This window comes from Oscillatoria sp. FACHB-1407 (genome assembly GCF_014697545.1).
In the GTDB taxonomy this organism is placed as follows: Bacteria; Cyanobacteriota; Cyanobacteriia; order Elainellales; family Elainellaceae; genus FACHB-1407.
Genome location: NZ_JACJSA010000026.1, coordinates 1 through 21,175 on the forward strand (window position 1 = coordinate 1; position 21,175 = coordinate 21,175).

A 21,175-nucleotide genomic window follows, 5' to 3' on the forward strand; every position below is an offset into this window, starting at 1 on the left:
GTTCTTCGAGGTGGTTCACAATGCTCGCAAGCGAGGTAAAGCCCTACTCTCCACACTCTTGGAGATCCTATTACCGATCTCCCCGAAACAGCTATAGAGCCAGGGTTAAATGCAGTATGTTAAAAACCAACGTACTAACACCCTAAATCTCAACATTAGCCTCAGCCCTCTTTCAGAAGTGAGAACCCCTTCTCCATCAATGGTTGAGATAGACGAAGCCATAGGACAGAGGGAGCAGAACAGGAGGATGACGGGTACATCTAACGGTTAGGGGAGTGGCGGTTAAAACCGCAGACTTCGGCGTGAGCTCAGTCGAACGCCACCAGAACAAAACCTGCCTACGCCGGTTCAAACCCTTAGCCCGCGTCGGCGGACTTTGCTCCAATCGCCGCGAATTCATTCGCCGGGTTCAGTCCTCCAATTACTGGGTACACCCAAGGATGACGGCCTCGACAGTTGCTATATCCCCTATCTACTCTTCTACCTGCCGACCTTTTGCCTAACCCTCTTCAGGGGGCTTTGGCGATTTGGGGAAACCTGTATTTTCCTCAGTGGCTCGCTTTTCTCGAATGGTTTTGGCACGTTGCATCAAGTCCTGGAAATACCCTGTTTCTGTGATTTCAGACACCTGTTTGGCACGTTTTTCCTGGTCGATCTCAATCTTGGGTTTGAGGACGACTTTCACCTGGTCACGCACCTGCTCATAGATTGCCTGCGTGTAGCCACCTTTGTTTGCCCGATCGACGACGATGACACCCACAGCACTAATAACCAGGGCGATCGCCGGAGGCACAAGGGGCACCCATCCACTGTTGAGGAAGATGAGATAACAAATTCCGTATAACACCCCCAGCGCAGCTATTTCAGAACCCACCAGGACGAGGGTTTTGCGAGTAGACCACGCCACCACGCCACCGACCACAGCCCAGCCCAAGATCCACACCATCTCAACGCCTTCTGCCCAGTACCAGATCAAGGGACGCTGATCGAGCACTGCACTCAAAATCTGACTGGTGGCATGGGCATGAATAACCACTCCTGGCATAAATGTCTCGCGCTCTGCCGCATCTCCGCCCAGTGGAGTGAAGAACAAATCTTTGACGGTTTGGGAGGTGTAGCCGATTAAGACGACGCGATCGCGCACCCAGTTGGGATCGATCCGGTTCTCTAACACATCGGTCAACGTGACTTGCCGAATCGATTCCAGTCCGCCGTAGTTCAACAAAATCTGATAATCGACCACGTCTTCATTGTGATATCCCCCGGCATTCGGTGAGAGGCGATGAAAAATCGTGGAGCCGATCTGGATATCTCCGCTCTCTGCTTCTGTGGCAGTAATTCCTTCTCGCTCCAAATACATCAGGGACAGGAGCAAACTTAAGGAGAGGGGTTGGCTGTTGGGATCACTACACAGACTGGGTTTGACAATCGGTTGGTCTGAAATGTCAGGCGTTGACACTAGGGTGTTGCGCCGAATTACGCCTAACCGATCCTGGGGTAAATCTGCAAAACCAATGCGATCGTCGGGAACTCCCGGAGGAGGAGCTAAGCCAGGTTCCTCTTTAGAACTCAAAACGCAGGTAGCGGCAATCAGATCGCTCTCTTCCAAAATTTGCAACAGTGCATCCCGATTGTTGCCCTGGGGTACATCTCTGGCAATGTCGATACCAATCGCACGGGGTTGATTCTCCAGAAGACGTTCTAACAGTTGTGCCAGGGTACCATCTTCGATGGGAAACTCGTTGCGCGTTTGGATATCAGTCTCACTGATGCCAACAACCAGCAATCGATTTTCAAAGTCATTGGTCTGACGCAGTTGCATGAGAGTGTCGTAGGCACTGAGTTCTGCGCCTTCCAGTGCCCCCAGTTGCCGCAGAAGTAGCACCGCCCCAGTGACCACCGCACTGGTGAGCAAGACGGTGCCACCCAGGGCTTTTAGAAGTGATTGCCGACGATTGCGGTTCGTGAAAAACCGAAAATGTTGCACCATTTTCACTGTTAAGGTTGGTTCTGCTTATGCTCCATTGTTCCATTGGAATCGTCTAGAGCAAATGCCTAATTCTTAATTTTCTCTGCCAAGGGAGCATTATAGGGAGGTAACAAGCATCACTTTTTTGGCACAAGATTTTTTTGCAGCTATCCTAAAAGCATCTCAAGATTGATCTTTACCGCTAGTTTTCAACAGATTTAGCATCTTTATTGAGGATAGTGTGATGGTTGACTCGGTTTCTGCTGCTTCGTCAGCGATCGCACAGGATGCTTCGGCGATTGCTCTCAATCAGTTTATCCCTCAACCCGTGATTTTAGCGGGTGCTCCAAACGGCAATCCCCCTGACTCACCCGACCAACGCATTGACCCCAACACTCGCACCTCCCCCTATGCAGGGGTTGGCAGCATCGGAGTGTCTCTTCCGGGTACAGGAGACTTTTTGGGATCAGGCACCCCGATTAGCCGTCGCCACATCCTCACGGCAGCGCATTTACTTGATTTTGATGATGACGGATTAAATGACGTATTGCCCGAAAATGTCATTTTTAACCTCAACTTTGGGCGCATTCTCTCTGACCGAATTGCGGCTGAGTCATTGCAAATCTTTCCGGGTTACCAGGGCTTTGATGACACCGTCAGCAATGACCTTGCCATCATTACCCTCAGCCGTGATTTGCCCGCAGGAGTGCCGATTTATGATCTCAATCGCCAACCCCTTACCACAGGCACCACTCTAACACTCGTGGGCTATGGCACCACAGGCGATGGCATCTCTGGAAATATTCCCGGCACAGCCAGCTTTGACCAGAAACGGGTGGGACAAAATCAGGTCGATCTGACGCTGGAAGGGGCTTTTATCTACGACTTTGACGGTCCCAATGCTTTCAGCAACTTGTTTGCTGGGGTCGGCTCCGGGTTGACGTTGGGTAACACGATTGAGACGTCTGTGGGTCCTGGTGATTCTGGGGGGCCCAGCTTTATTCAACAGGGCGATCGCCTCTTGCTAGCGGGCGTCAACACCTTTGCCTTTGCCTTTCCTGAAGGCTTTGGCTTACCGGGAACCATTCAGGGAACGTTTGGCACGGGGGGCGGCGGCGTCATTGTGTCAGAGCCAGACAAACTCGCCTGGATTGACAGCATTCTTGCAACCTTGCCTCCCACCGGAAGCCTGTCGGGAAGTGTCTGGCAGGATGCTAACGGGGATGGCGATCGCGACTCTGACGAAACTGGACTTGCGGGTTGGACACTCTATCTTGATCTAAACCAGGATGGGCAGTTCAATACTACCGAACCGACTAGCCTGAGCAACTCCGACGGAGCCTACCAATTCACAGGATTAGCCGCAGGCAGCTACACAATTGCTGCGCTGATTCAGCCAGGGTGGGAGCAGACCTTCCCCACGGGCAGCCCTAACACCTACCAGATACAACTCGGCAACAACGCCACCATCGGCAATCTTAATTTCGGCATCCGCCAACTCAGTACACCAACTCCCACCCCGACGCCGACTCCTACCCCGACGCCGACTCCCACACCCACACCCGAACCCACACCGACTCCTGCCCCAATCACAGGCACCGACGGCAATGATGATCTGGTGGGAACCGCCGCTGCCGACGTCATCAACGGGGGGGGTGGGCGCGATCGCATCCTGGGAGCAGATGGCAACGACCAACTCAATGGCGAACTTGGCAATGACTCCCTGTTTGGTGGCGCAGGGACAGACACCCTGAATGGCGGCAGCGGCAATGATGTCCTGGTCGGTGACAGTGGCAGAGACGCCCTCACCGGAGGAACCGGGCGCGATCGCTTTGTTTACCTCACCGCTCAAGATCGGGTCGATCGCATCACCGACTTTGACAGCAGGCAGGATCTAATCGATTTGAGAGGCATATTCGCTCAACCGGGTTTTGATAGCTCTGAGGCGATCGCTGATTACATTCGCCTGACCCAAATCGGTGCTCATACGGTTGTCAGCGTTGACTTTAATGGTGACATCGGCGGCATCCGCTTCAACCGATTGGCAGTTCTGGAAAATGTTGTCACCACTACGGTGAGCAACAGCAATTTCTGGGTCTAGACAAAAGAATGAGCAACGATGACAATCGCTCAAATACTGATTCTGGGTGAGCTTTCCGACTCGCCTCCGCCCTATCGCGTGTGGCTACGGCTATATTTCGATCGGACAAGCCTAACGTCCCAAATCATGGAGAGCATGAATCGCATCAACACACGCTTGCGTCACAGCCTCCAGGTCTTCACGCTGCGTTGAGCGCGGTGGGGCGATGACCTGACCCACCCGAACCGTTACTGGCACAGGACGAGGGAGCAATCGTCCTTTGGCGATAATCCGGTGCGTCCCCCACAGGCTTACAGGAAGTAGAGGAACCTGAGCCTTTGCCGCCACCATTGCCGCCCCCAATTTGGCAGAGGGAATGCGTCCATCGGGGGTACGAGTGCCCGACAGGAAAATGCCGACTGCCCATCCTGCCTCTAATTGCGTCAGGGCTGCACGAATGGCACTGCGATCGGCTGAACCGCGTTTGACCGGATAGGCTCCATAAAGGCGAATTGCCTGCCCCAGACCTGGCACTCGAAACAACTCCTCTTTTGCCATGTAGGACACCGGGCGGCGCATACAGCAGGACAAAATCGGTGGATCGAAGTCGCTGGCATGATTGGCAACCACAATCAGCGGTCCCTGTTGAGGAATGTGTTCTAGACCGTGCGATCGCCCCCGAAAGTAACCCCGCAGCATCGGCGCAACCACCAGCCACTTGAACAAGTGATAGAGTTGCAAACTGACCCAAGGTTCGCGATGGTTACCCATAGCGGTTTCCTATGATTGCTCCAGGGCATCTAACGCAGCAAGGCTATTAACGTTGGTCAGTGCCAAACCGGAGCAGGTGCGCTTAATTAAGCCCGTCAATACATTCCCCGGACCCACTTCAACCACTCGTTCAACACCGTCGTCTGCTAATTGCAGCGAAATCTCCCGCCACCGGACAGAACCAGTCATCTGACGAGTCAACCGCTCCTTGAGGGTGGCTGCATCCGTTGCCGGAATCGGTTCAACGTTAGAGAGGACGGGAACTTGAGCATCGGAGAAGGCAACGGGTTCTAACACAGCTTGAAACTCTGCTGCCGCCGATGCCATCAATGGGGAATGAAACGCCCCACTAACATTCAGCTTAACGGCTCGCTTGGCTTTGACCTGGGATAACACAGCGTCTACGCCTTCAGCAGTGCCTGAAATGACGACTTGCCCTGGGTTGTTGTCGTTCGCTAAAACGACATCCGAGGTTTCTTGAATCTTTTGCTCTAACTCGGTGCGATCGAACCCCATCAACGCTGCCATCACGCCTTCAGAAGCCCCATCCATCAGTTCAGCGCGGCGTTTGACCAGACGCAACCCGGTTTCAAAATCAAAAACACCCGCCGCATACAGCGCAACGTATTCTCCCAGGCTATGTCCCGCGACCAAGTTGGGCGTGTGTCCCTGCGATCGCAACGCATCTACTAACAGAGTCTCAACCGTGTAGAGACAGGGCTGAGTATAGAGCGTCTTGGACACCTTATCATCTTCGCTCTGGCAGACCTCAGCGACCGACCAGCCTAAAATCTCCTCCGCCTGCGCTAATTTGGCTTGAGCCTCAGGCAGCACAAACATATCGGCACCCATGCCAATCGCCTGAGAGCCTTGTCCCGGAAACACCCACGCTGTTTTAGTCATCTCGAACCTATCCTTATCTGCCCCATTGAAAGATTGCTGCACCCCATGTCAGCCCCGCACCAAAACCCGCACTGGCAATCACATCGCCAGGCTGAATTTTGCCCTGACGGACTGCCTCATCCAATGCCAGTGGAATGGAAGCTGCCGAGGTATTGCCATGATCTGCCATATTGCTTAATACCTTATGGCTGGGGATGGAAAGACGCTGGGCAACCGCATCGAGAATGCGCTGATTTGCCTGATGCAACAACAACCAATCGACCTGATTCACCGTGAGATTTGCCCGAAACAGGGCTTTCTCAATCACTTCAGGGACACGCTTGACCGCAAAGCGGTACACTTCCTGACCATTCATCGTGATCGGGTGAAACGTCCCCTGACCAATCGTGACGGTATCCGTCAACGCTTTAGGCTCTGGCTGATATGCCAGGTTGAGCAACTCATTTTGACTGCCATCACTGCGTAGCTCAAACCCTAACAGGCGATCGCTTGTATGAGCCTGGAGCACGACTGCCCCTGCCCCATCGCCAAACAACACACAGGTGCGGCGATCGCTCCAATCCACCCAGCGCGACAGAATGTCTGCTCCAATCAACAGGACTGTGCTGTAAGCCCCAGTGCGAATAAACTGAGAGGCAGTCACCAGCCCAAAGACGAAGCCAGAACAAGCGGCTGTCAAATCAAAAGCGACTGCCGACGAGGCTCCTAACGATGCCTGAATTTGACTAGCCGTGCCAAACAGGTCATCTGGCGTTGAGGTCGCCAAAATAATCAGATCAACATCCAGGGGAGTGATACCCGCCATCTCCAACGCCTGTTGCGCTGCCGTCGCGGCGATCGCTCTCAGGGGAGTCTGTGGGTCAGCCAATCGTCGCCGCAGAATACCCGTACGAGACGAAATCCACTCATCCGATGTCTCTACAACCTGGCTTAAGCCCTCATTGTCTAAAGCAGTAGAGGGTACAGCAGAGCCACAGCCAGTGATGGCGACCCCCAGTCCTAATTGTTGTTGCGGCATCTAATCACCACTCTCTGTCGTCGCTGTCGTCACATTGTCATACTGAGTTCGGATGCGTTCCAGGACTCGATGATCTACGGCTTCCTTAGCAAAGCGAACCGCATTAAAGATCGACGGTGCCTGTGAACTGCCATGACTAATGATGCAGATGCCTGCCACTCCCAGCAGCAACCCTCCACCGTGCTCAGCATGGTCAATGCGCTGTTTAATCCGACGGAGATTAGGCTTTAGAAAAGCTGTCCCAATTCTGCCACGCAAGCCTTGAGGCAACTCTTCCCGCAAGATTTGCAGCAAGACTTCACCCATCGCTTCGGCAAACTTGAGTAACACATTTCCAACGAAGCCATCACAGACAACCACATCAAAGTGACCTGTTAGCACATCCCGTCCTTCCGCATTACCCACAAAGGTAATTTGCGAATTGCTTTGCAACAATTCATAAGTTCGCAGGGCTAAATCATTGCCCTTGGATGGCTCCTCACCGATATTGAGCAACCCGACCTTTGGCTCGTCAATTTCCAAAACGTATTTGGAATAGACCGTGCCCATAACCGCAAACTGTTCTAAAAACTTTGGACGACAATCGACATTGGCTCCGACGTCCAAAACTAGAACAGGCTTGCCCGCTATCATCGTTGGCAACACGGTGCCAATCGCTGGGCGATCGATTCCAGGTAAACGACCTAACCGCAGCAGAGCCGAAGCCATTGCTGCACCAGAATGACCCGCAGAAACAACGGCATCTGCCCGATTCTGCTTAACTAAATCCATGGCGACATTGATCGACGCTTTAGGTTTGCGTCGTAATGCACCTAGAGGCTCTTCATGCATTTCAACCACTCCTTCAGATGGCACAATCTCCATCTGAATTGAGGGGTTGTGATGCTTCATGCAGGCTTCTATCTGTTGGGGATCACCCACCAGCAAAACCTCTACCCCTAGCTCTTGCTGTGCCCTTAATGCGCCAGCGACTATTTCAGTGGGGGCGTAGTCCCCTCCCATCGCATCTACTGCGATCCGTGCCCGAGTTGATCCCATTGATCAAAGTTATAGAAACCTCAAAGATTTTATCAGATGGACTCTACTCATGACGGTGAAGCTTGAAGGATAGACTCAGGATTTTTTAAGTTTTACGACCCCAACGTTCCTCATCACCGCGCAAAATCGGCAATCCACCTCTTCAAATCAACCTGTTTGAGAGGAAACTTGAGTTTTCCCGAATCCTATTCTTCTCCAGGGGGAACAATCCGCTGGAAGGAATATCCCGTTCCTCGTGCGGTCAGGATTAGCTCTGGATTGCTGGGATCATCCTCAAGCTTGGCACGCAGGCGAGAAATGTGGACATCTACCACCCGTGTATCGACGTGTCGCTCAGGCGTATAACCCCACACTTCCTGGAGAATCTCCGAGCGCGAGAAAGGTTCACCCGACCGACTGACGAGCAACTCTAGCAGGCTGAACTCCATCCCTGTGAGGCGGATGCGCTCATCCCCTTTGTAGACTTGCCGCTTATTTGTATCAATCCGAATGGTATTGATCTGAATCACGCCCGAACTGGGAATGCCAGTCGTCCCGACTTTTTCAACCCGTCGCAACACGGAGCGAATCCGAGCTTCCAATTCCTTAGGGGAGAAAGGCTTAACGACGTAGTCGTCAGCACCCAGCTCCAGTCCGGTAATCCGGTCGGCGACATCGCCTAAAGCCGTCAGCATGATGATGGGTACATCTGACTCTTTGCGAAGCTCCTGACAGACGCCATAGCCATCTAGCTTTGGCATCATCACATCCAGCACCACCAGGTCGGGGTCAGAGTGACGAAATGTTTCGAGTGCTTCTTCTCCATCTGCGGCGGTCACAACATCGTAGCCGATCATTGAGAGGCGGGTTTCAAGGATACGGCGGATGCTAGCTTCATCATCCACAACGAGGATTTTTTCTTTTTGGCTTTCCAATTTACTTAACACTCCTTAAAGTGATTGAGTGATATTAAATTTATTCACTTTATCATTAAGATAGTACCCCATTAGATCAATAGTAAGAACCTCGAAGCCACTGATATAGCTACGCTTCAGAGTTTTTTAAGATTTGATTGATTTTCTTCAGTTATCTAAACGAATTCAGAATAGTGTTGTTAGTGAATAACGGGATGTTTTGAACGGAATATCTTTAGTTTTTGCCCTCTAAAATCGCCTCTGATTCCCTCACCTCCTCACTCTATTTGGAACAGGATGTTATTGGATTAACACATGCCGAAACTGCGATCGCTTTATGTTTGCAATCAGTGTGGTGCTGAGTCTGCTCAATATTTTGGGCGATGTCCTTTTTGTAGCAGTTGGAACTCCATGGTTGAGCAGGTTGCCGCACCCTCAGCCGCGACCCCTGCCCGTGCTGGTACCGCTGCCGCTTCACGAGCCAGCACCAAAGCCCGAAAGTCGGGTCAAGACGCTCCACCCCAGGCGATCGCCGCTCTCACCCTGCCCCAAATCAGCGATCATCCCCAGACCCGCCTCTCCTCTAGCTACGTCGAGTTAGACCGGGTATTGGGGGGCGGCATTGTCCCCGGTTCTCTGGTATTGATTGGGGGCGACCCAGGCATTGGCAAATCTACCCTATTGCTACAAGTAGCAACCCGTCTGGCAGAACGCTATCGAGTGCTGTATGTCTGTGCTGAAGAGTCAGGTCAACAGGTGAAGTTGCGAGCACAGCGGTTGGGTGTCACGGGAAGAGAGAAGCAAGAAGAAGGAAGCGAGAAGAGGCGCGATTTATCGCGTCTGCACCAGTTAGGAGAGACGCAAGAAGAAGGAAGCGGGAAGAAAGAAGAAGGAAGCGAGAAGCGAGAAGGAGTAGATTCGGTTACGTCTAGTCTGTATTTGATGCCGGAGACGGATCTGGAAACGGTCTTGTTGGAATTGGAGTCGCTGCGTCCTCAAGTGGCAGTGATTGATAGCATCCAGGCACTTTATTTTGCGTCGCTCAACTCCGCTCCGGGGTCAGTCGCTCAGGTGCGGGAATGTACCTCGGCGTTGATGCAGGTTGCCAAACGGGAGCACATTACCCTATTTATTGTGGGACACGTCACTAAGGAAGGGGCGATCGCTGGACCCAAGGTGTTGGAACACCTGGTCGATACCGTCCTCTATTTTGAGGGCGATCGCTTTGCCAGTCATCGCTTGTTGCGATCGGTCAAAAACCGCTTTGGCGCGACTCACGAACTGGGTGTGTTTGAGATGGTCGATCGCGGCTTAGAGGAGGTGCTGAATCCCTCGGAGTTGTTTCTGGGTAGCCGCGACGAGCACAGCTCTGGCACAGCTACGATTGTTGCCTGTGAGGGCACTCGTCCGTTAGTGGTCGAACTACAGGCATTGGTCAGCCCCACCAGCTATGCTTCTCCGCGTCGCTCCACCACGGGAATTGAGTACAACCGTTTTTTACAAATCCTGGCGGTGTTGGAGAAGCGAGTGGGAATTCCGCTGTCTAAGCTGGATGCCTATGTCTCCTCGTCCGGGGGGCTAAACGTGGGGGAACCTGCCGCCGATCTGGGGGTGGCAATCGCGGTTGCTGCCAGTTTTCGCGATCGCGTCGTTGATCCGGGAACAGTCTTAATTGGGGAAGTAGGCTTGGGAGGGCAAGTCCGATCGGTGTCTCAGTTAGAACTACGGCTGAAAGAAGCCGCAAAATTGGGATTCAAACGAGCGATCGTGCCTGCCCATCAAGCCAATGTCAGCTCGGAGCTAGAGGTGATTCCTGTGGCACGAGTCGTGGATGCGATCGCCACCGCCTTAGCAGGAAGCGTTGCTGAAACCGAGGCATAAACCCCTCACCCGCCTAAACATAGCTCTCATTCCCAAGGTTCTAAGGATCTGATGTTTCTCCCCACTCTGGAGCGGGGCATATTTAAGAACAAAGAATGAATTTTCGCACTTCAGCTCTGCCCAAAGGTGAGTACGATTCAGATGACCCAGATCCCTCTGCCCGATAATGAGCTAGATCGGTTGCGAGCATTGTTGCAGTGCAAGATTTTAGATACGGCTCCAGAAGTAGCATTTGATGATTTTGTTCGTCTTGCAGCCCAGATTTGCAATACCCCCATAGCACTCATCAGTCTGATCGATTCAGAGCGGCAGTGGTTTAAAGCCAAAGTCGGTTTAGATGCGGCTGAAACCTCTCGAAATATCGCCTTTTGTGACTACGCTATCCTTCAATCTGATCCGCTGATTGTTCCTGACACGCTTTTAGACCCACGCTTTCAGAACAATCCCCTGGTGACAGGTGAACCCTATATCCGCTTTTACACCGGAGTGCCATTGGTGACGCTGGAGGGATACAGGCTAGGAACGCTTTGTGCGATTGACAAGGTTCCCAGGGAGTTGAAACCCGACCAGCTTGAAGGATTAAAAATCCTTGCACGCCAGGTGACCAGGCAATTGGAACTGCGGCGTCATCTTTCAGATTTAGAACACACCCTGTTTGAACGTCAGGCATCCCGGCAGACAGGGCAGATGCTACAACCGCCCAGTCTGGCACGGAGAATGCTTTGGGGGGCTGTCCTTGGGGTCGCCGTTGGAGCTTCCCTCGCTACCTTCCAATTGATTGGGGCGATCGCCTCTGCAATCACCACCCATGCGTTAGAGTCTACAGGTCAGTCCGGTTGGCTGGTCTGGCTGATGACCGGGTTGCAGGGACTCACTCACACTCTACCGGGGCTAAATCAGCAGGGGTTACTCATCGTGCCGCTGATTGTCTGGCTCCTCTACCGCGGTATGTATCAGCAACAGCGAATCAAAGATGTTCTCAAGACAGAACGTGACTTTACAACCGCAATCCTGGATACGGTGGGTGCGTTGGTCGTCGTGTTTGATGTTCAAGGCAAAATTGTTCGATTTAACCGCACCTGTGAGCGCATCACGGGCTATTCCTTTGAGGAGGTCAGAAACAGGTCGGTTTGGGACGTTCTCTTACCAACGGACGAACGGGCAACGGTTCAAGCCCAATTTGCCAACTTACAACCAGACCAATTTCCCAGGGCATACGAAGGGAGTTGGCTGACCAAACAAGGGCAAGAGCACCCGATCGCCTGGGTGCAGACTGCCCTACTAGATCCGTCGGGGGCGGTGCAATACGTTATTGCCACTGGGTTAGACATGACTGATCGCCGACAAGCTCAGGCAGCGAGTTCCCAACTGGCAGCCATTGTCGAATCCTCAAACGACGCTATTATCGGCATTGCTTTAGATGGCAGCATTCAAAGTTGGAACGCCGGAGCAGAGCGCATCTACGGCTATTCACAGGCTGAGGTTTACGGTAAATTGATCACCCTGTTGACCGTACAATCTGACTCAGACCCAGACCTCGCAACCACGGATTATCCGTCTATCGCTCAATTTTTAGAGCGGCATGAGACGCAACACGTCCGAAAGGATGGCAGGTGGATTCATGTGTCGTTAACCCCATCTCCGATTCGAGCTATAGATGGCAGAGTCATAGGAACTTCTATCATTGCCCGTGACACGAGTGCTCAAATGGCAATGGAACGCATGAAAGATGAGTTTATTGCCATGGTCAGCCATGAACTGAGAACTCCGTTGGCATCTCTCAGGGGATCGTTAGAGTTGTTATTAACTGGAAGACTAGGAGAACTATCCCACAAAGGGCAACGGATGTTGGAGATAGCGTTAGCGAATTCAAATCGATTGATCTCCCTCATTAATAACATTTTGGATGTTGACCCGAACAACTATCAGTTGTCAAAACGATCCTGTGACATTGCAGATATTATTCAGGCGGCTTTGGAGTCAGTTCGGGCGATCGCCAACGAAGCAGAAATCTCAATTTCAACATCGACTATCTCAGCCCTGATGTACGCCGATTCTACGCGGCTTACTCAAGTATTTGAACAGTTGCTCCAAAATGCGATTAAGTTCTCATCTAAACATGGCAGAGTCACCATTACTGTTGAGCCATTCGTAGAGCCATCCACCGCAAAGAATGACTCGAATAATATCTCGGATACCTCTCCCGAAACACACATTTTGATTCGAGTTGAGGATCAAGGAATTGGTATTTCCACTGACAGATTGGAGACCGTGTTTGAGCGTTTTCACCAGGTTGATGCCTCGAACGCTCGTATCAGAGGAGGCACAGGGTTAGGACTGGCAATTTGCCGCAACTTAGTAGAACAGCATCAAGGACGTATTTGGGTCGAGAGTTGTTTAGGTGTAGGCAGCACGTTTTATGTCGTCTTACCTTGCATGACCATATTACGCCAAGCAAATGCACTCCTCCCGGTCAAGGTCTTGCCTCACACCAATATATTGCCTCATCAAAATTGGGCAGACTTAAAACAAGAGGGTGATTAAAAAATTCGGCATCAATCATCAACTTTAAGGTTGGCGATCGCGACCCCTTCTTTGATTAGAAATAGCAGTCAATCCAATGACATGCAATGCCATAACAAAAGTTAGGACGGGGCGCAGTCCCCACACCCCCTCCTAGGCTTGAGGCGTAGCACTATAACTATGAATTGTTAATCTGTTTCGCTCAAATATTACTCCAGGATATGAAAACCCAAAAACAAACTATGGCTCATATGGATCATTCTGAGCAACAGCACAACCTCTGGCAAATAGGCGATGATTTATCTGAAAAATCGGATGACATTACTTCCATTGTGAGTTATGAGTTACGAGCACCGTTGACCTCCATTCGGGCTGCCCTTGGACTGTTACTCACAGGAATGATGGGGACGCTTTCACCCAAAGGGCAACGGATGTTAGAAATTGCACTGAGCAACACCGATCGCCTGATGAAGGTCGTGGAAATGCTAGAGGATGACTCGGAATTGTCTCACGATGCCAATCCTGTTGCAGTGCCTTTAGACGTAGAAGTGGATGAACTCAAGCCCTTACCCCATGCCCAAACAGGACACAAGCGAATTTATTATGACCGCTTGACTGGGCTACCCAACCGCACATTGTTTATGAGTTCGTTGCGTCAGGCGATCGCTCGGACTCAACACGCTCCCAAGCATTCCTTTGCGGTACTGATTGTCGCACTCGATCGGTTTCAGGTTGTCAGCGATAGTCTGGGACGAATGGCAGGCGAGCAATTGTTGGTGGCGATCGCCCAGCAGTTGGCAACCTATGTAGAGTCGTTTGGCGTGTTAACCCGATTGCAGGATAGCGAGTTTGCCATTCTGATTCATCAAGTGCAGACAGTAGATGAAATTTTTGCGATCGCCTCTGAGATTCAGCGGCGGTTAAGCTGTCCCTTCAGGCTCTACCAACAAGAGATCTTCTTGACGGCTAGCCTGGGCATAACCTGGGGACAACAAGGCTATGAACACCCTGAGGACGTGTTACATGACGCTGCAACAGCGTTGCATCGCGCTCAGGCGCGGGGTGGCAACTGTTACGAGATGTTTGATGCTCAGGTGCGGCGTGAGGCGATTTCGCGGTTTCAGATTGAGACTGATTTGCGGATGGCGTTGGAGCGGCATGAGTTTCAACTGCATTATCAACCTGTGATGTCTCTGACGAGTGACCAGGTTGTTGGGTTTGAGGCATTGCTACGGTGGTTCCATCCCGAGGAGGGGTTGGTTTCTCCGGCTAAATTTGTGCCCATTGCTGAAGAAGCGGGACTGATTCACCCAATTGGGCTATGGGTGTTGCGGCAAGCCTGTGAGCAGCTACGTCGCTGGCAGCAAGAGTTTCCGTTAGAGCCACCGCTAACCATGAATGTGAACCTGTCTGCCCAACAACTCTCGCAACCAAACCTGATTGAGGAAGTAGCTACCATTTTGCGAGAAACGGCGATCGCCCCCAACACGTTGAAGCTGGAGATCACAGAAACCTCGATTATGAGCAGCCCAGAAACGGCGATCGCGACCTTAAAGCAGTTGCAGGCGTGTGGCATTCAGTTGTGTGTGGACGATTTTGGTACGGGATATTCGTCTCTGTCCTATTTACACCGCTTCCCACTGGATACGCTGAAAATTGATCGTTCCTTTGTCAATCGGATTGACTCGGAAGTGGAGCAGTTGGAGATTGTGCAGGCGATCGTTAAACTTGCCTGGAATTTGGGCATGAATGTCGTCGTTGAAGGCGTAGAAACCCTGAAGCAGTACGCCCAACTTAAAGCGTTGCGGTGTGACTATGCTCAGGGCTATTTCTTCTCAAAACCAGTGAGCGCAGAAGCCGCAGTCTCATTCCTTCAGCAAAAGTTGGCAATGGCTCACGCCCATCAACCACACTAGGCGAAAGAATTAGTACAATTGTATTAACCTGTACTACCTTCATTGCGGTCTAGAGCAATCGCCTGAATCCTATGCAACTGTTGATGCATAAACCTCTGTGGCTTCATCCGCACGCCCTGATCCATCACCGCCCGTCTGACACAATTTTTGTCGTCCACCGCTTGCAACAGCAACGCGGTACCAATGCTCTGGTCTTGTTGACAGCACCCCAAGACGCTGACCCATCAGAGCGATATTTGCTGGCTCAATGCGATCGCGCCTGGTGGCACCACTTTACTCGACCTCGCCCCGTAATTGACCAGGGAACCTCTATCTGGATTGACCAACCGCAAAACCAGTTGGCGATCGCGGGTTCTGGTGATGCCCAACGGTTAGAACTCAATGAGGTGCGCGAGGCTGCCCTAAATTTTGCGGAGGCGTTTGGCGGTGAGATTATCCAGGTCAGTTCAGAGACACTGCTGCGGTGGGATTTGATATAGCGATCGAGCCACTATTGGATTTTAGATATTGCACGGTTTATGGCTGGGTGCATCTAGTACAGCAAAAAATAAGTTTTGAAAGGGGTGAAGGGGTGAAACCCCTTCTTGGGGGCGAAGCCCCCAAACCCCCTACATTGCAGAACTTTGTGTTCGCAACACTAGTGATTGAGAACTGAACTCGGCGAATGAATTCGCGGCGATTGGAGCAAATTCCGCCGACGTGGACTGAGGGTTTTAATCGCCACTCCCCTAACCGTCAAATGCACCCCTTATGGCTGGTTTCTGAGGCTCTGCTTCTACTGGTTATTTGAAGCTACCTGAAGAACGGGCGATTACAAGGGGTGGCAGATGAGCTTTAATTTATTTAGAACTTGTGCACTTGAAGTCTAAATCTTTAATCCTCTCTTGTCCCCTGAGCAGGGGGAAATCCTGGCAGTCCGCGTTTTAAGAGGGTTTGCTAACTGCGTAAGGTCTGTTATAGCCGTAGCCACCTCAGTTAAGACAAGGTACTCGACAGGACAGACGCGATGCATCGCGTCTCTCGGCAGGACTCAAATTCAATGTCCTAACGGTTTTGGCGATCGCTACATTTATAGCTTTGGTCAAAAAGCTCAGGACTTTGCCGCCAAATCCTGATCCAAAACTCACGTTATTTAGCCGATTGGGTCGCACTACACTCACTCATCTGACGGACATTCCCTTTTGCTTTATCCTTCTTTCTCTCCACAATGAAACGGTATTGGTTCATTGGGTTGTTGTTATGGATTGCGTCGGCACCTCCGGTCAGTGCCCAGTTGCCCAATCCAGTGCTGCCGAGAGAGCCAGACCCGCTGCCTCCCTCTCAGCCTGAACCAACTGCGCCCGATCTGGTTGTACCTGATCCCCCAGTCGCGCCTCCAGTAGAGATTCCAGGAACGATTTGGGTCGAACGGTTTGAGTTTGAGGGCAACACTGCCTTTAGCGATCGCCAACTGGCGGAGGTGACCCAACCCTTTGTGGGGCGCGAGATCTCGTTTGCAGAATTGCTGCAAGCGGAGGCAGCGGTGGCGCAACTCTACACCACCAACGGGTTTATTAACTCTGGAGCCGTGATTCCAGCAGGGCAGACCTTGAGCCGATCGGGGGCGATCGTCACCGTTCAAGTGATCGAGGGGGGAGTCGAAGCCATTCAAGTCAGCGGTAATCGTCGCCTGGACTCGGCCTATGTGCGATCGCGTCTGGCACTGGCGACGCGCACTCCACTGAATCGCGATCGCCTGTTAGAAGCGTTGCAACTATTACAGCTTGATCCATTGATTGAAACGATTTCAGCCGAGTTGCAGGCGGGAACCCGCCCGGAGCAGAGTTTGTTGGTGGTGCGAATCCAGGAGGCAGATTCAAGTCGGGTGGAGGTGTTTGCGGATGATGGGCGATCGCCCAGTGTGGGAGAGTTTCGGCGGGGGATCACACTGGAGCAGCGGAATCTGACAGGGTTGGGCGATCGTCTGGAGTTGACCTATACCAATACGGAAGGCAGCAGCCAGGGAGATGTGAGTTACACCGTGCCCCTGAATCCGCGCAATGGCACGCTTCAGGCGCGGGTGAGCCTGTCTGACACCCGTGTTGTGGAGGAACCGTTTGAGGAAATTGACATCACAGGTGATTCGCGTCTTTATGATCTGACCTATCGCCAACCGATCGTGCAAACGCCCAATCAAGAATTCGCTTTGGGGCTAACTTTTTCTCGGTCTGAGAGTGAGACGTTTTTGCTGGGTGAACCCTTTCCCTTATCGCCAGGCTCCAATGCTGAGGGAGAGACGCGCATAACGACCCTGCGTGTCTTTCAAGAGTTTGTCCAACGGAATGCTCAAGATGTGTTTGCAGCGCGATCGCAGTTCAACATTGGACTGGATTGGTTTGATGCAACGCGCAATACCGATGCGCCCGATAGCCGCTTTTTATCCTGGCGAGGACAGGCACAATACGTGCGATCGCTGGCTCCAGATACCTTTTTACTGGTGCGATCGGATGTGCAACTGGCAGATGATGACCTGGTGCCGCTGGAACAGTTTGGTGTGGGTGGTTTGAATAGCGTGCGGGGCTATCGTCAGGATGCACTGTTGACCAATAATGGACTGTTGACCTCGGTGGAAGTGCAACTTCCGGTGTTGCGGGTGCCGGATGTGAACGGGGTGTTACAAATCGTCCCATTTCTTGACCTGGGGATAGGATGGGATGACACAGTTCTGATCCCGGATGCATCATCCACAACGTTAGTATCCACCGGGGTTGGGTTACTTTGGCGGATGGGTGATTCCCTGCTGATACGACTTGATTACAGCATTCCTTTGACCGATTTAGCCTCTGACTCGCTGACTCAAACGGATGACCGTTTCTACTTTCAGTTCAGTTACTCTCCCTTTTAAAGGTTAGTCAAGCTGATGATGCCTGTGCTCTTTTTTGACCGACGCCTTTCCCTATCTCAATCGATATCTCAATCGGCGACGACATTGCGCCCCACAAGGAGCTTTAGCCTCCTGGCGATCGCCTTTCCCCTGGTTGTGTTGGGTATGGCTTCGCCCACCGCAGCCCAATTGACACCTGACAATAGTTTGGGCAATGAGCGATCGCAAACTCTACCCACTACGATCAACGGCTCACCAGCAACGCAGATTGAGGGTGGAGCAAGACGAGCAACGGCTCTATTTCACAGCTTTCGAGAGTTTAACGTAGGCAGGGGGCAGCAGGTCTATTTCGCCAATCCGACCGGGGTACAAACCATCCTGACTCGTGTCACGGGGGGCGATCGCTCCACCATTGCTGGAACACTGGGCGTTCAGGGAACCGCAAACCTGTTTCTGCTCAATCCCAACGGCATTGTGTTTGCCCCAGAGGCACGGTTAGATCTGCGAGGTTCCTTTATTGCGTCCACCGCAGATGGGGTGGTGTTCAATGGAGGGGAATTCAGCGCGACGAATCCTCAGGCTCCGCCCCTGCTGACGGTGGCGATTCCTGTAGGGTTGCGGTTTCGGGAAAATCCAGGGGCGATCGTCAACCAATCGATCGCACAGCAGGTGGTGAATGAGGTTCCTACGGTTGGGTTAGCAGTCGATCCGGGACAGGCGATCGCCCTACTGGGGGGTGACGTCCGACTGGACAACGGCATTATCACAGCCTCCCAGGGAACGGTACATTTGGGCAGTGTGACGAGTCCGGGTGTGGTTGGGGTGGCGGCAACTCCTACCGGGCTAACGCTGAACTACAATAACATCCGCACCTTTGGCAGGATTGGTCTGTCGGGTGCGGCATCGGTCAACACCGTTGGGGTGGGGGGTGGAGCGATTCAAATCCGGGGGGGCAATGTGTTGATGCGCGATCGCACCAATCTTGTAGCAGACACCCTGGGAACCGTGGACGGACGAGGCATCACCATTCATGCAACTCGGTTTCGCGTGCAAGACCGGGCATTCATCGGCATGTCAACCATTGGCGCAGGAGCAGCAGGCGATTTAACCATTCGCGCTACAGAGTGGGTAGATTTGCGGGGGGCAGGGTTTGAGACGTTTCAACGACTCTTTGTGGACCCGATTATTGAGGGCACCATCCCCAATTTGTTTGATCGGGAGGGGGTCATTTCTTCAGGAACGTTGGGAAGTGGCAACGCTGGAGATATCGAAATTACGACTCCGCGACTGAGGTTAACTAACGGTGCCGTTCTCCTTAGCCCCACCCTGAGCACAGGTGCCGGAGGGAGTATTTCCATTCGAGCGGCTGAGTCAGTCGATGTGAGTGGGTCTGGTGTTTTGACAACGGCTCTAGCTGAGGGAAACGCCGGACAGTTGACGATTAACACCCGTAACTTTGTGATGCGGGATGAATCGCTCGTCAGCACAGCAACCTTTGCAGCAGGCAATGGTGGAAATCTGACCGTCAATGCAGTTGAGTCTGTACGGCTATTTGAAGTTCGTGAGGTGACGCAGTTCGGTACGAGTCTGGCGACATCAACAATTGGGGGAACGGGGGATGCAGGGGATTTGCGGATCAACACGCGATCGCTCCTGGTGCAAGGTGGCGCGACCATTACCTCCGCTAGCGGTGCAACAGCAACGGATCGGCTGATTCCAGCAGAGGGAGTTGGGGGCAATCTGACGGTGAATGCCACCGACTCAATTACGGTCATCGGGACTTCTGTCGGACCTGATCCCAGTGAGCCATCCTCTCGTAGTCAAATTGTGACAGCAACCGCAGGTAGTGCCGATTCGGGAGATTTGCGCATCAACACACGCCGTCTCCTGGTGCAGGATGGGGGGGCGATCGGAGCCTCGACCGTTGGCTCTGGCACGGGTGGAGATATTTTGATTCGCGCCACTGAGTCAGTGAATGTGATCGGCGCAGTTCCTCCCGGAGACTTTCTCACGGGCATTGCCACGTCGTCTGGTGACATTCTGGTGGGAGAACGATTTACCACCAATCCCACGGGTAATGCTGGAAACATCGTTCTACGAACGAGCCGATTGAGCTTGCAAAACAGAGCCATTATCAATGTGGAAAGCATAGGCATTGGCAATGCAGGCACTATTACTTTGGCGGCGGATCAGATTGTGCTCGACAGTCGGAGCAGCATTGTTGGGGATACGGGGTCTGGAACGGGAGGAAACGTCAATCTGCGATCGCAACTCCTTCAATTGCAGGGCAGAAGCCGCATCAGCACCGATGCTGGGGAGTCTAACGGGGGGAACATTGCGATCGATAGTCAATTTGTGATTGGCTTTCCCTCACAAAACAGCGACATCACCGCCAATGCCCGAACAGCGCAAGGTGGCAGGGTTACAGTGAATGTTCCCTACATTTTTGGCATCGCTCCGCTGACCCGTGAACAATTGCGATCGCGTCTGGGTTTAACCGAAGCCGAGTTTGCTGAGTTACAGGTTAACCCTGCTCGCCAACTGCCCAGCAACGACATCACCGCCATCTCTCAAACCACCCCCAATCTCTCTGGAACGGTGATCTTCAACACATCGGGCATCAATCCGGCACAGAGTCTGGTGGAGTTGCCCCAGACCGTCGTTGATCCGAGTACGCTGATTGCAGCAAATCCCTGTGTTCAGGCAGAAGGACGTAGCGAGTTTGTGGTGACAGGACGAGGGGGCTTGCCACTCAATCCGAATGACACATTAAGCAGTCAGGGAAGTGGCTATCCCTGGGTGGAAGCGGTGGGTGGAAGTGAAGTAATCGGCGATCGGGAGTCAGGAGAAGGAGTAGCAGCGTGGAGCGGTGAAGCAGAAGAAGAGCCAATTCAGGCTGCTCAAGGTTGGGTGATGACCAACACAGGGGAAGTGACACTGGTGGCAGACAATCTAGAGAGGCAGGGGCGATCGCCCCATACGGCAGCTCGCTGTTTACCCCGGTGAAGTAGCAATGGCAGCAGATAGCACTGATCGCTTTGGTCAGAAAGCTTATGACAAAGACAATGGTTCAAACACTGATTCTGGGAAGGCTTTCTGATACCAATTTGAATTGGCTTCGCTGCACCTGATTCCGTAAGGGCGTTTCGCGAAACGCCCCTACCCACTGATCTGCCACAATCAAACATTAAATCGGTATGACTCGCCTCCGCCGCATCAAATGGGGCTACGGCTATAAACCCTAAAATCCAAGATCCAAAATCTAAAATCCAAAATGGTATGAGCTTCCTCCATCCCCCATTCATCCAGCATTTATTCAG

Annotated in this window: 15 protein-coding genes; 8 read left to right on the forward strand and 7 right to left on the reverse strand. The window is 52.4% G+C overall.

Annotation, left to right across the window (positions count from 1 at the left end):
• Positions 1–196: 196 nt before the first annotated feature.
• On the reverse strand, positions 197–400 hold the full coding sequence (locus tag H6G89_RS29280; RefSeq protein ID WP_190513385.1) for a hypothetical protein: 204 nt from the start codon (positions 398–400) through the stop codon (positions 197–199).
• Between the two features lie 99 nt (positions 401–499).
• Positions 500–1,990 carry a CHASE2 domain-containing protein gene (locus H6G89_RS29285; RefSeq protein ID WP_190513387.1) on the reverse strand — a complete coding sequence of 497 codons (1,491 nt, stop codon included), beginning with the start codon at positions 1,988–1,990 and terminating at the stop codon, positions 500–502.
• A gap of 223 nt (positions 1,991–2,213) precedes the next feature.
• On the opposite strand from H6G89_RS29285, the gene H6G89_RS29290 reads away from it, so the two are divergent.
• Positions 2,214–4,070, forward strand: a complete 1,857-nt coding sequence (locus H6G89_RS29290) for an SdrD B-like domain-containing protein (RefSeq protein ID WP_190513389.1) — start codon at positions 2,214–2,216, stop codon at positions 4,068–4,070.
• Positions 4,071–4,181: 111 nt separating this feature from the next.
• Here H6G89_RS29290 and H6G89_RS29295 read toward each other — a convergent pair whose 3' ends face one another.
• From H6G89_RS29295 to rpaB, 5 genes are all read right to left on the reverse strand, one after another.
• Positions 4,182–4,820 (reverse strand): lysophospholipid acyltransferase family protein, encoded by a 639-nt coding sequence (locus H6G89_RS29295; RefSeq protein ID WP_190513391.1) that lies wholly within the window; start codon positions 4,818–4,820, stop codon positions 4,182–4,184.
• Positions 4,821–4,829: 9 nt separating this feature from the next.
• A complete protein-coding gene (gene fabD / locus H6G89_RS29300; RefSeq protein WP_190513393.1) occupies positions 4,830–5,723 on the reverse strand; it encodes an ACP S-malonyltransferase in 894 nt (297 codons plus the stop codon).
• A gap of 13 nt (positions 5,724–5,736) precedes the next feature.
• Positions 5,737–6,741, reverse strand: a complete 1,005-nt coding sequence (locus tag H6G89_RS29305; protein WP_190513395.1) for a beta-ketoacyl-ACP synthase III — start codon at positions 6,739–6,741, stop codon at positions 5,737–5,739.
• Complete coding sequence (plsX, locus tag H6G89_RS29310; RefSeq protein WP_190513398.1) at positions 6,742–7,779, reverse strand: phosphate acyltransferase PlsX; 1,038 nt, start codon at positions 7,777–7,779, stop codon at positions 6,742–6,744. It lies immediately after the preceding gene.
• Positions 7,780–7,964: 185 nt separating this feature from the next.
• Positions 7,965–8,693, reverse strand: coding sequence for a response regulator transcription factor RpaB (gene rpaB, locus H6G89_RS29315; protein ID WP_190513400.1), 729 nt, complete (start codon positions 8,691–8,693; stop codon positions 7,965–7,967).
• 294 nt (positions 8,694–8,987) lie between these two features.
• On the opposite strand from rpaB, the gene radA reads away from it, so the two are divergent.
• From radA to H6G89_RS29345, 7 genes are all read left to right on the forward strand, one after another.
• The gene (gene radA, locus H6G89_RS29320; RefSeq protein WP_190513402.1) at positions 8,988–10,553 is read left to right on the forward strand and encodes a DNA repair protein RadA; all 1,566 of its coding nucleotides are present in this window, start codon (positions 8,988–8,990) and stop codon (positions 10,551–10,553) included.
• A gap of 141 nt (positions 10,554–10,694) precedes the next feature.
• Complete coding sequence (locus H6G89_RS29325; RefSeq protein WP_190513404.1) at positions 10,695–13,097, forward strand: PAS domain S-box protein; 2,403 nt, start codon at positions 10,695–10,697, stop codon at positions 13,095–13,097.
• A gap of 221 nt (positions 13,098–13,318) precedes the next feature.
• A complete protein-coding gene (locus tag H6G89_RS29330; RefSeq protein ID WP_190513406.1) occupies positions 13,319–14,992 on the forward strand; it encodes an EAL domain-containing protein in 1,674 nt (557 codons plus the stop codon).
• Between the two features lie 71 nt (positions 14,993–15,063).
• The gene (locus H6G89_RS29335; protein ID WP_190513408.1) at positions 15,064–15,471 is read left to right on the forward strand and encodes a hypothetical protein; all 408 of its coding nucleotides are present in this window, start codon (positions 15,064–15,066) and stop codon (positions 15,469–15,471) included.
• A 185-nt stretch (positions 15,472–15,656) separates the two neighbouring features.
• Entirely contained in the window at positions 15,657–15,782 is a 126-nt protein-coding gene (locus H6G89_RS35960) for a hypothetical protein (protein WP_255519538.1), read from the forward strand.
• 417 nt (positions 15,783–16,199) lie between these two features.
• Complete coding sequence (locus H6G89_RS29340) at positions 16,200–17,876, forward strand: ShlB/FhaC/HecB family hemolysin secretion/activation protein (protein ID WP_190513410.1); 1,677 nt, start codon at positions 16,200–16,202, stop codon at positions 17,874–17,876.
• 15 nt (positions 17,877–17,891) lie between these two features.
• Entirely contained in the window at positions 17,892–20,861 is a 2,970-nt protein-coding gene (locus H6G89_RS29345) for a beta strand repeat-containing protein (protein ID WP_190513412.1), read from the forward strand.
• Positions 20,862–21,175: the final 314 nt, after the last annotated feature.

Coding starts and splice junctions, on each gene's coding strand:
- H6G89_RS29280 (WP_190513385.1), bottom strand. CDS start 400: ATGAATTCGCGGCGATTGGAGCAAAGTCCGCCGACGCGGGCTAAGGGT.
- H6G89_RS29285 (WP_190513387.1), bottom strand. CDS start 1,990: ATGGTGCAACATTTTCGGTTTTTCACGAACCGCAATCGTCGGCAATCA.
- H6G89_RS29290 (WP_190513389.1), top strand. CDS start 2,214: ATGGTTGACTCGGTTTCTGCTGCTTCGTCAGCGATCGCACAGGATGCT.
- H6G89_RS29295 (WP_190513391.1), bottom strand. CDS start 4,820: ATGGGTAACCATCGCGAACCTTGGGTCAGTTTGCAACTCTATCACTTG.
- fabD (WP_190513393.1), bottom strand. CDS start 5,723: ATGACTAAAACAGCGTGGGTGTTTCCGGGACAAGGCTCTCAGGCGATT.
- H6G89_RS29305 (WP_190513395.1), bottom strand. CDS start 6,741: ATGCCGCAACAACAATTAGGACTGGGGGTCGCCATCACTGGCTGTGGC.
- plsX (WP_190513398.1), bottom strand. CDS start 7,779: ATGGGATCAACTCGGGCACGGATCGCAGTAGATGCGATGGGAGGGGAC.
- radA (WP_190513402.1), top strand. CDS start 8,988: ATGCCGAAACTGCGATCGCTTTATGTTTGCAATCAGTGTGGTGCTGAG.
- H6G89_RS29325 (WP_190513404.1), top strand. CDS start 10,695: ATGACCCAGATCCCTCTGCCCGATAATGAGCTAGATCGGTTGCGAGCA.
- H6G89_RS29330 (WP_190513406.1), top strand. CDS start 13,319: ATGGCTCATATGGATCATTCTGAGCAACAGCACAACCTCTGGCAAATA.
- H6G89_RS29335 (WP_190513408.1), top strand. CDS start 15,064: ATGCAACTGTTGATGCATAAACCTCTGTGGCTTCATCCGCACGCCCTG.
- H6G89_RS35960 (WP_255519538.1), top strand. CDS start 15,657: ATGAATTCGCGGCGATTGGAGCAAATTCCGCCGACGTGGACTGAGGGT.
- H6G89_RS29340 (WP_190513410.1), top strand. CDS start 16,200: ATGAAACGGTATTGGTTCATTGGGTTGTTGTTATGGATTGCGTCGGCA.
- H6G89_RS29345 (WP_190513412.1), top strand. CDS start 17,892: ATGATGCCTGTGCTCTTTTTTGACCGACGCCTTTCCCTATCTCAATCG.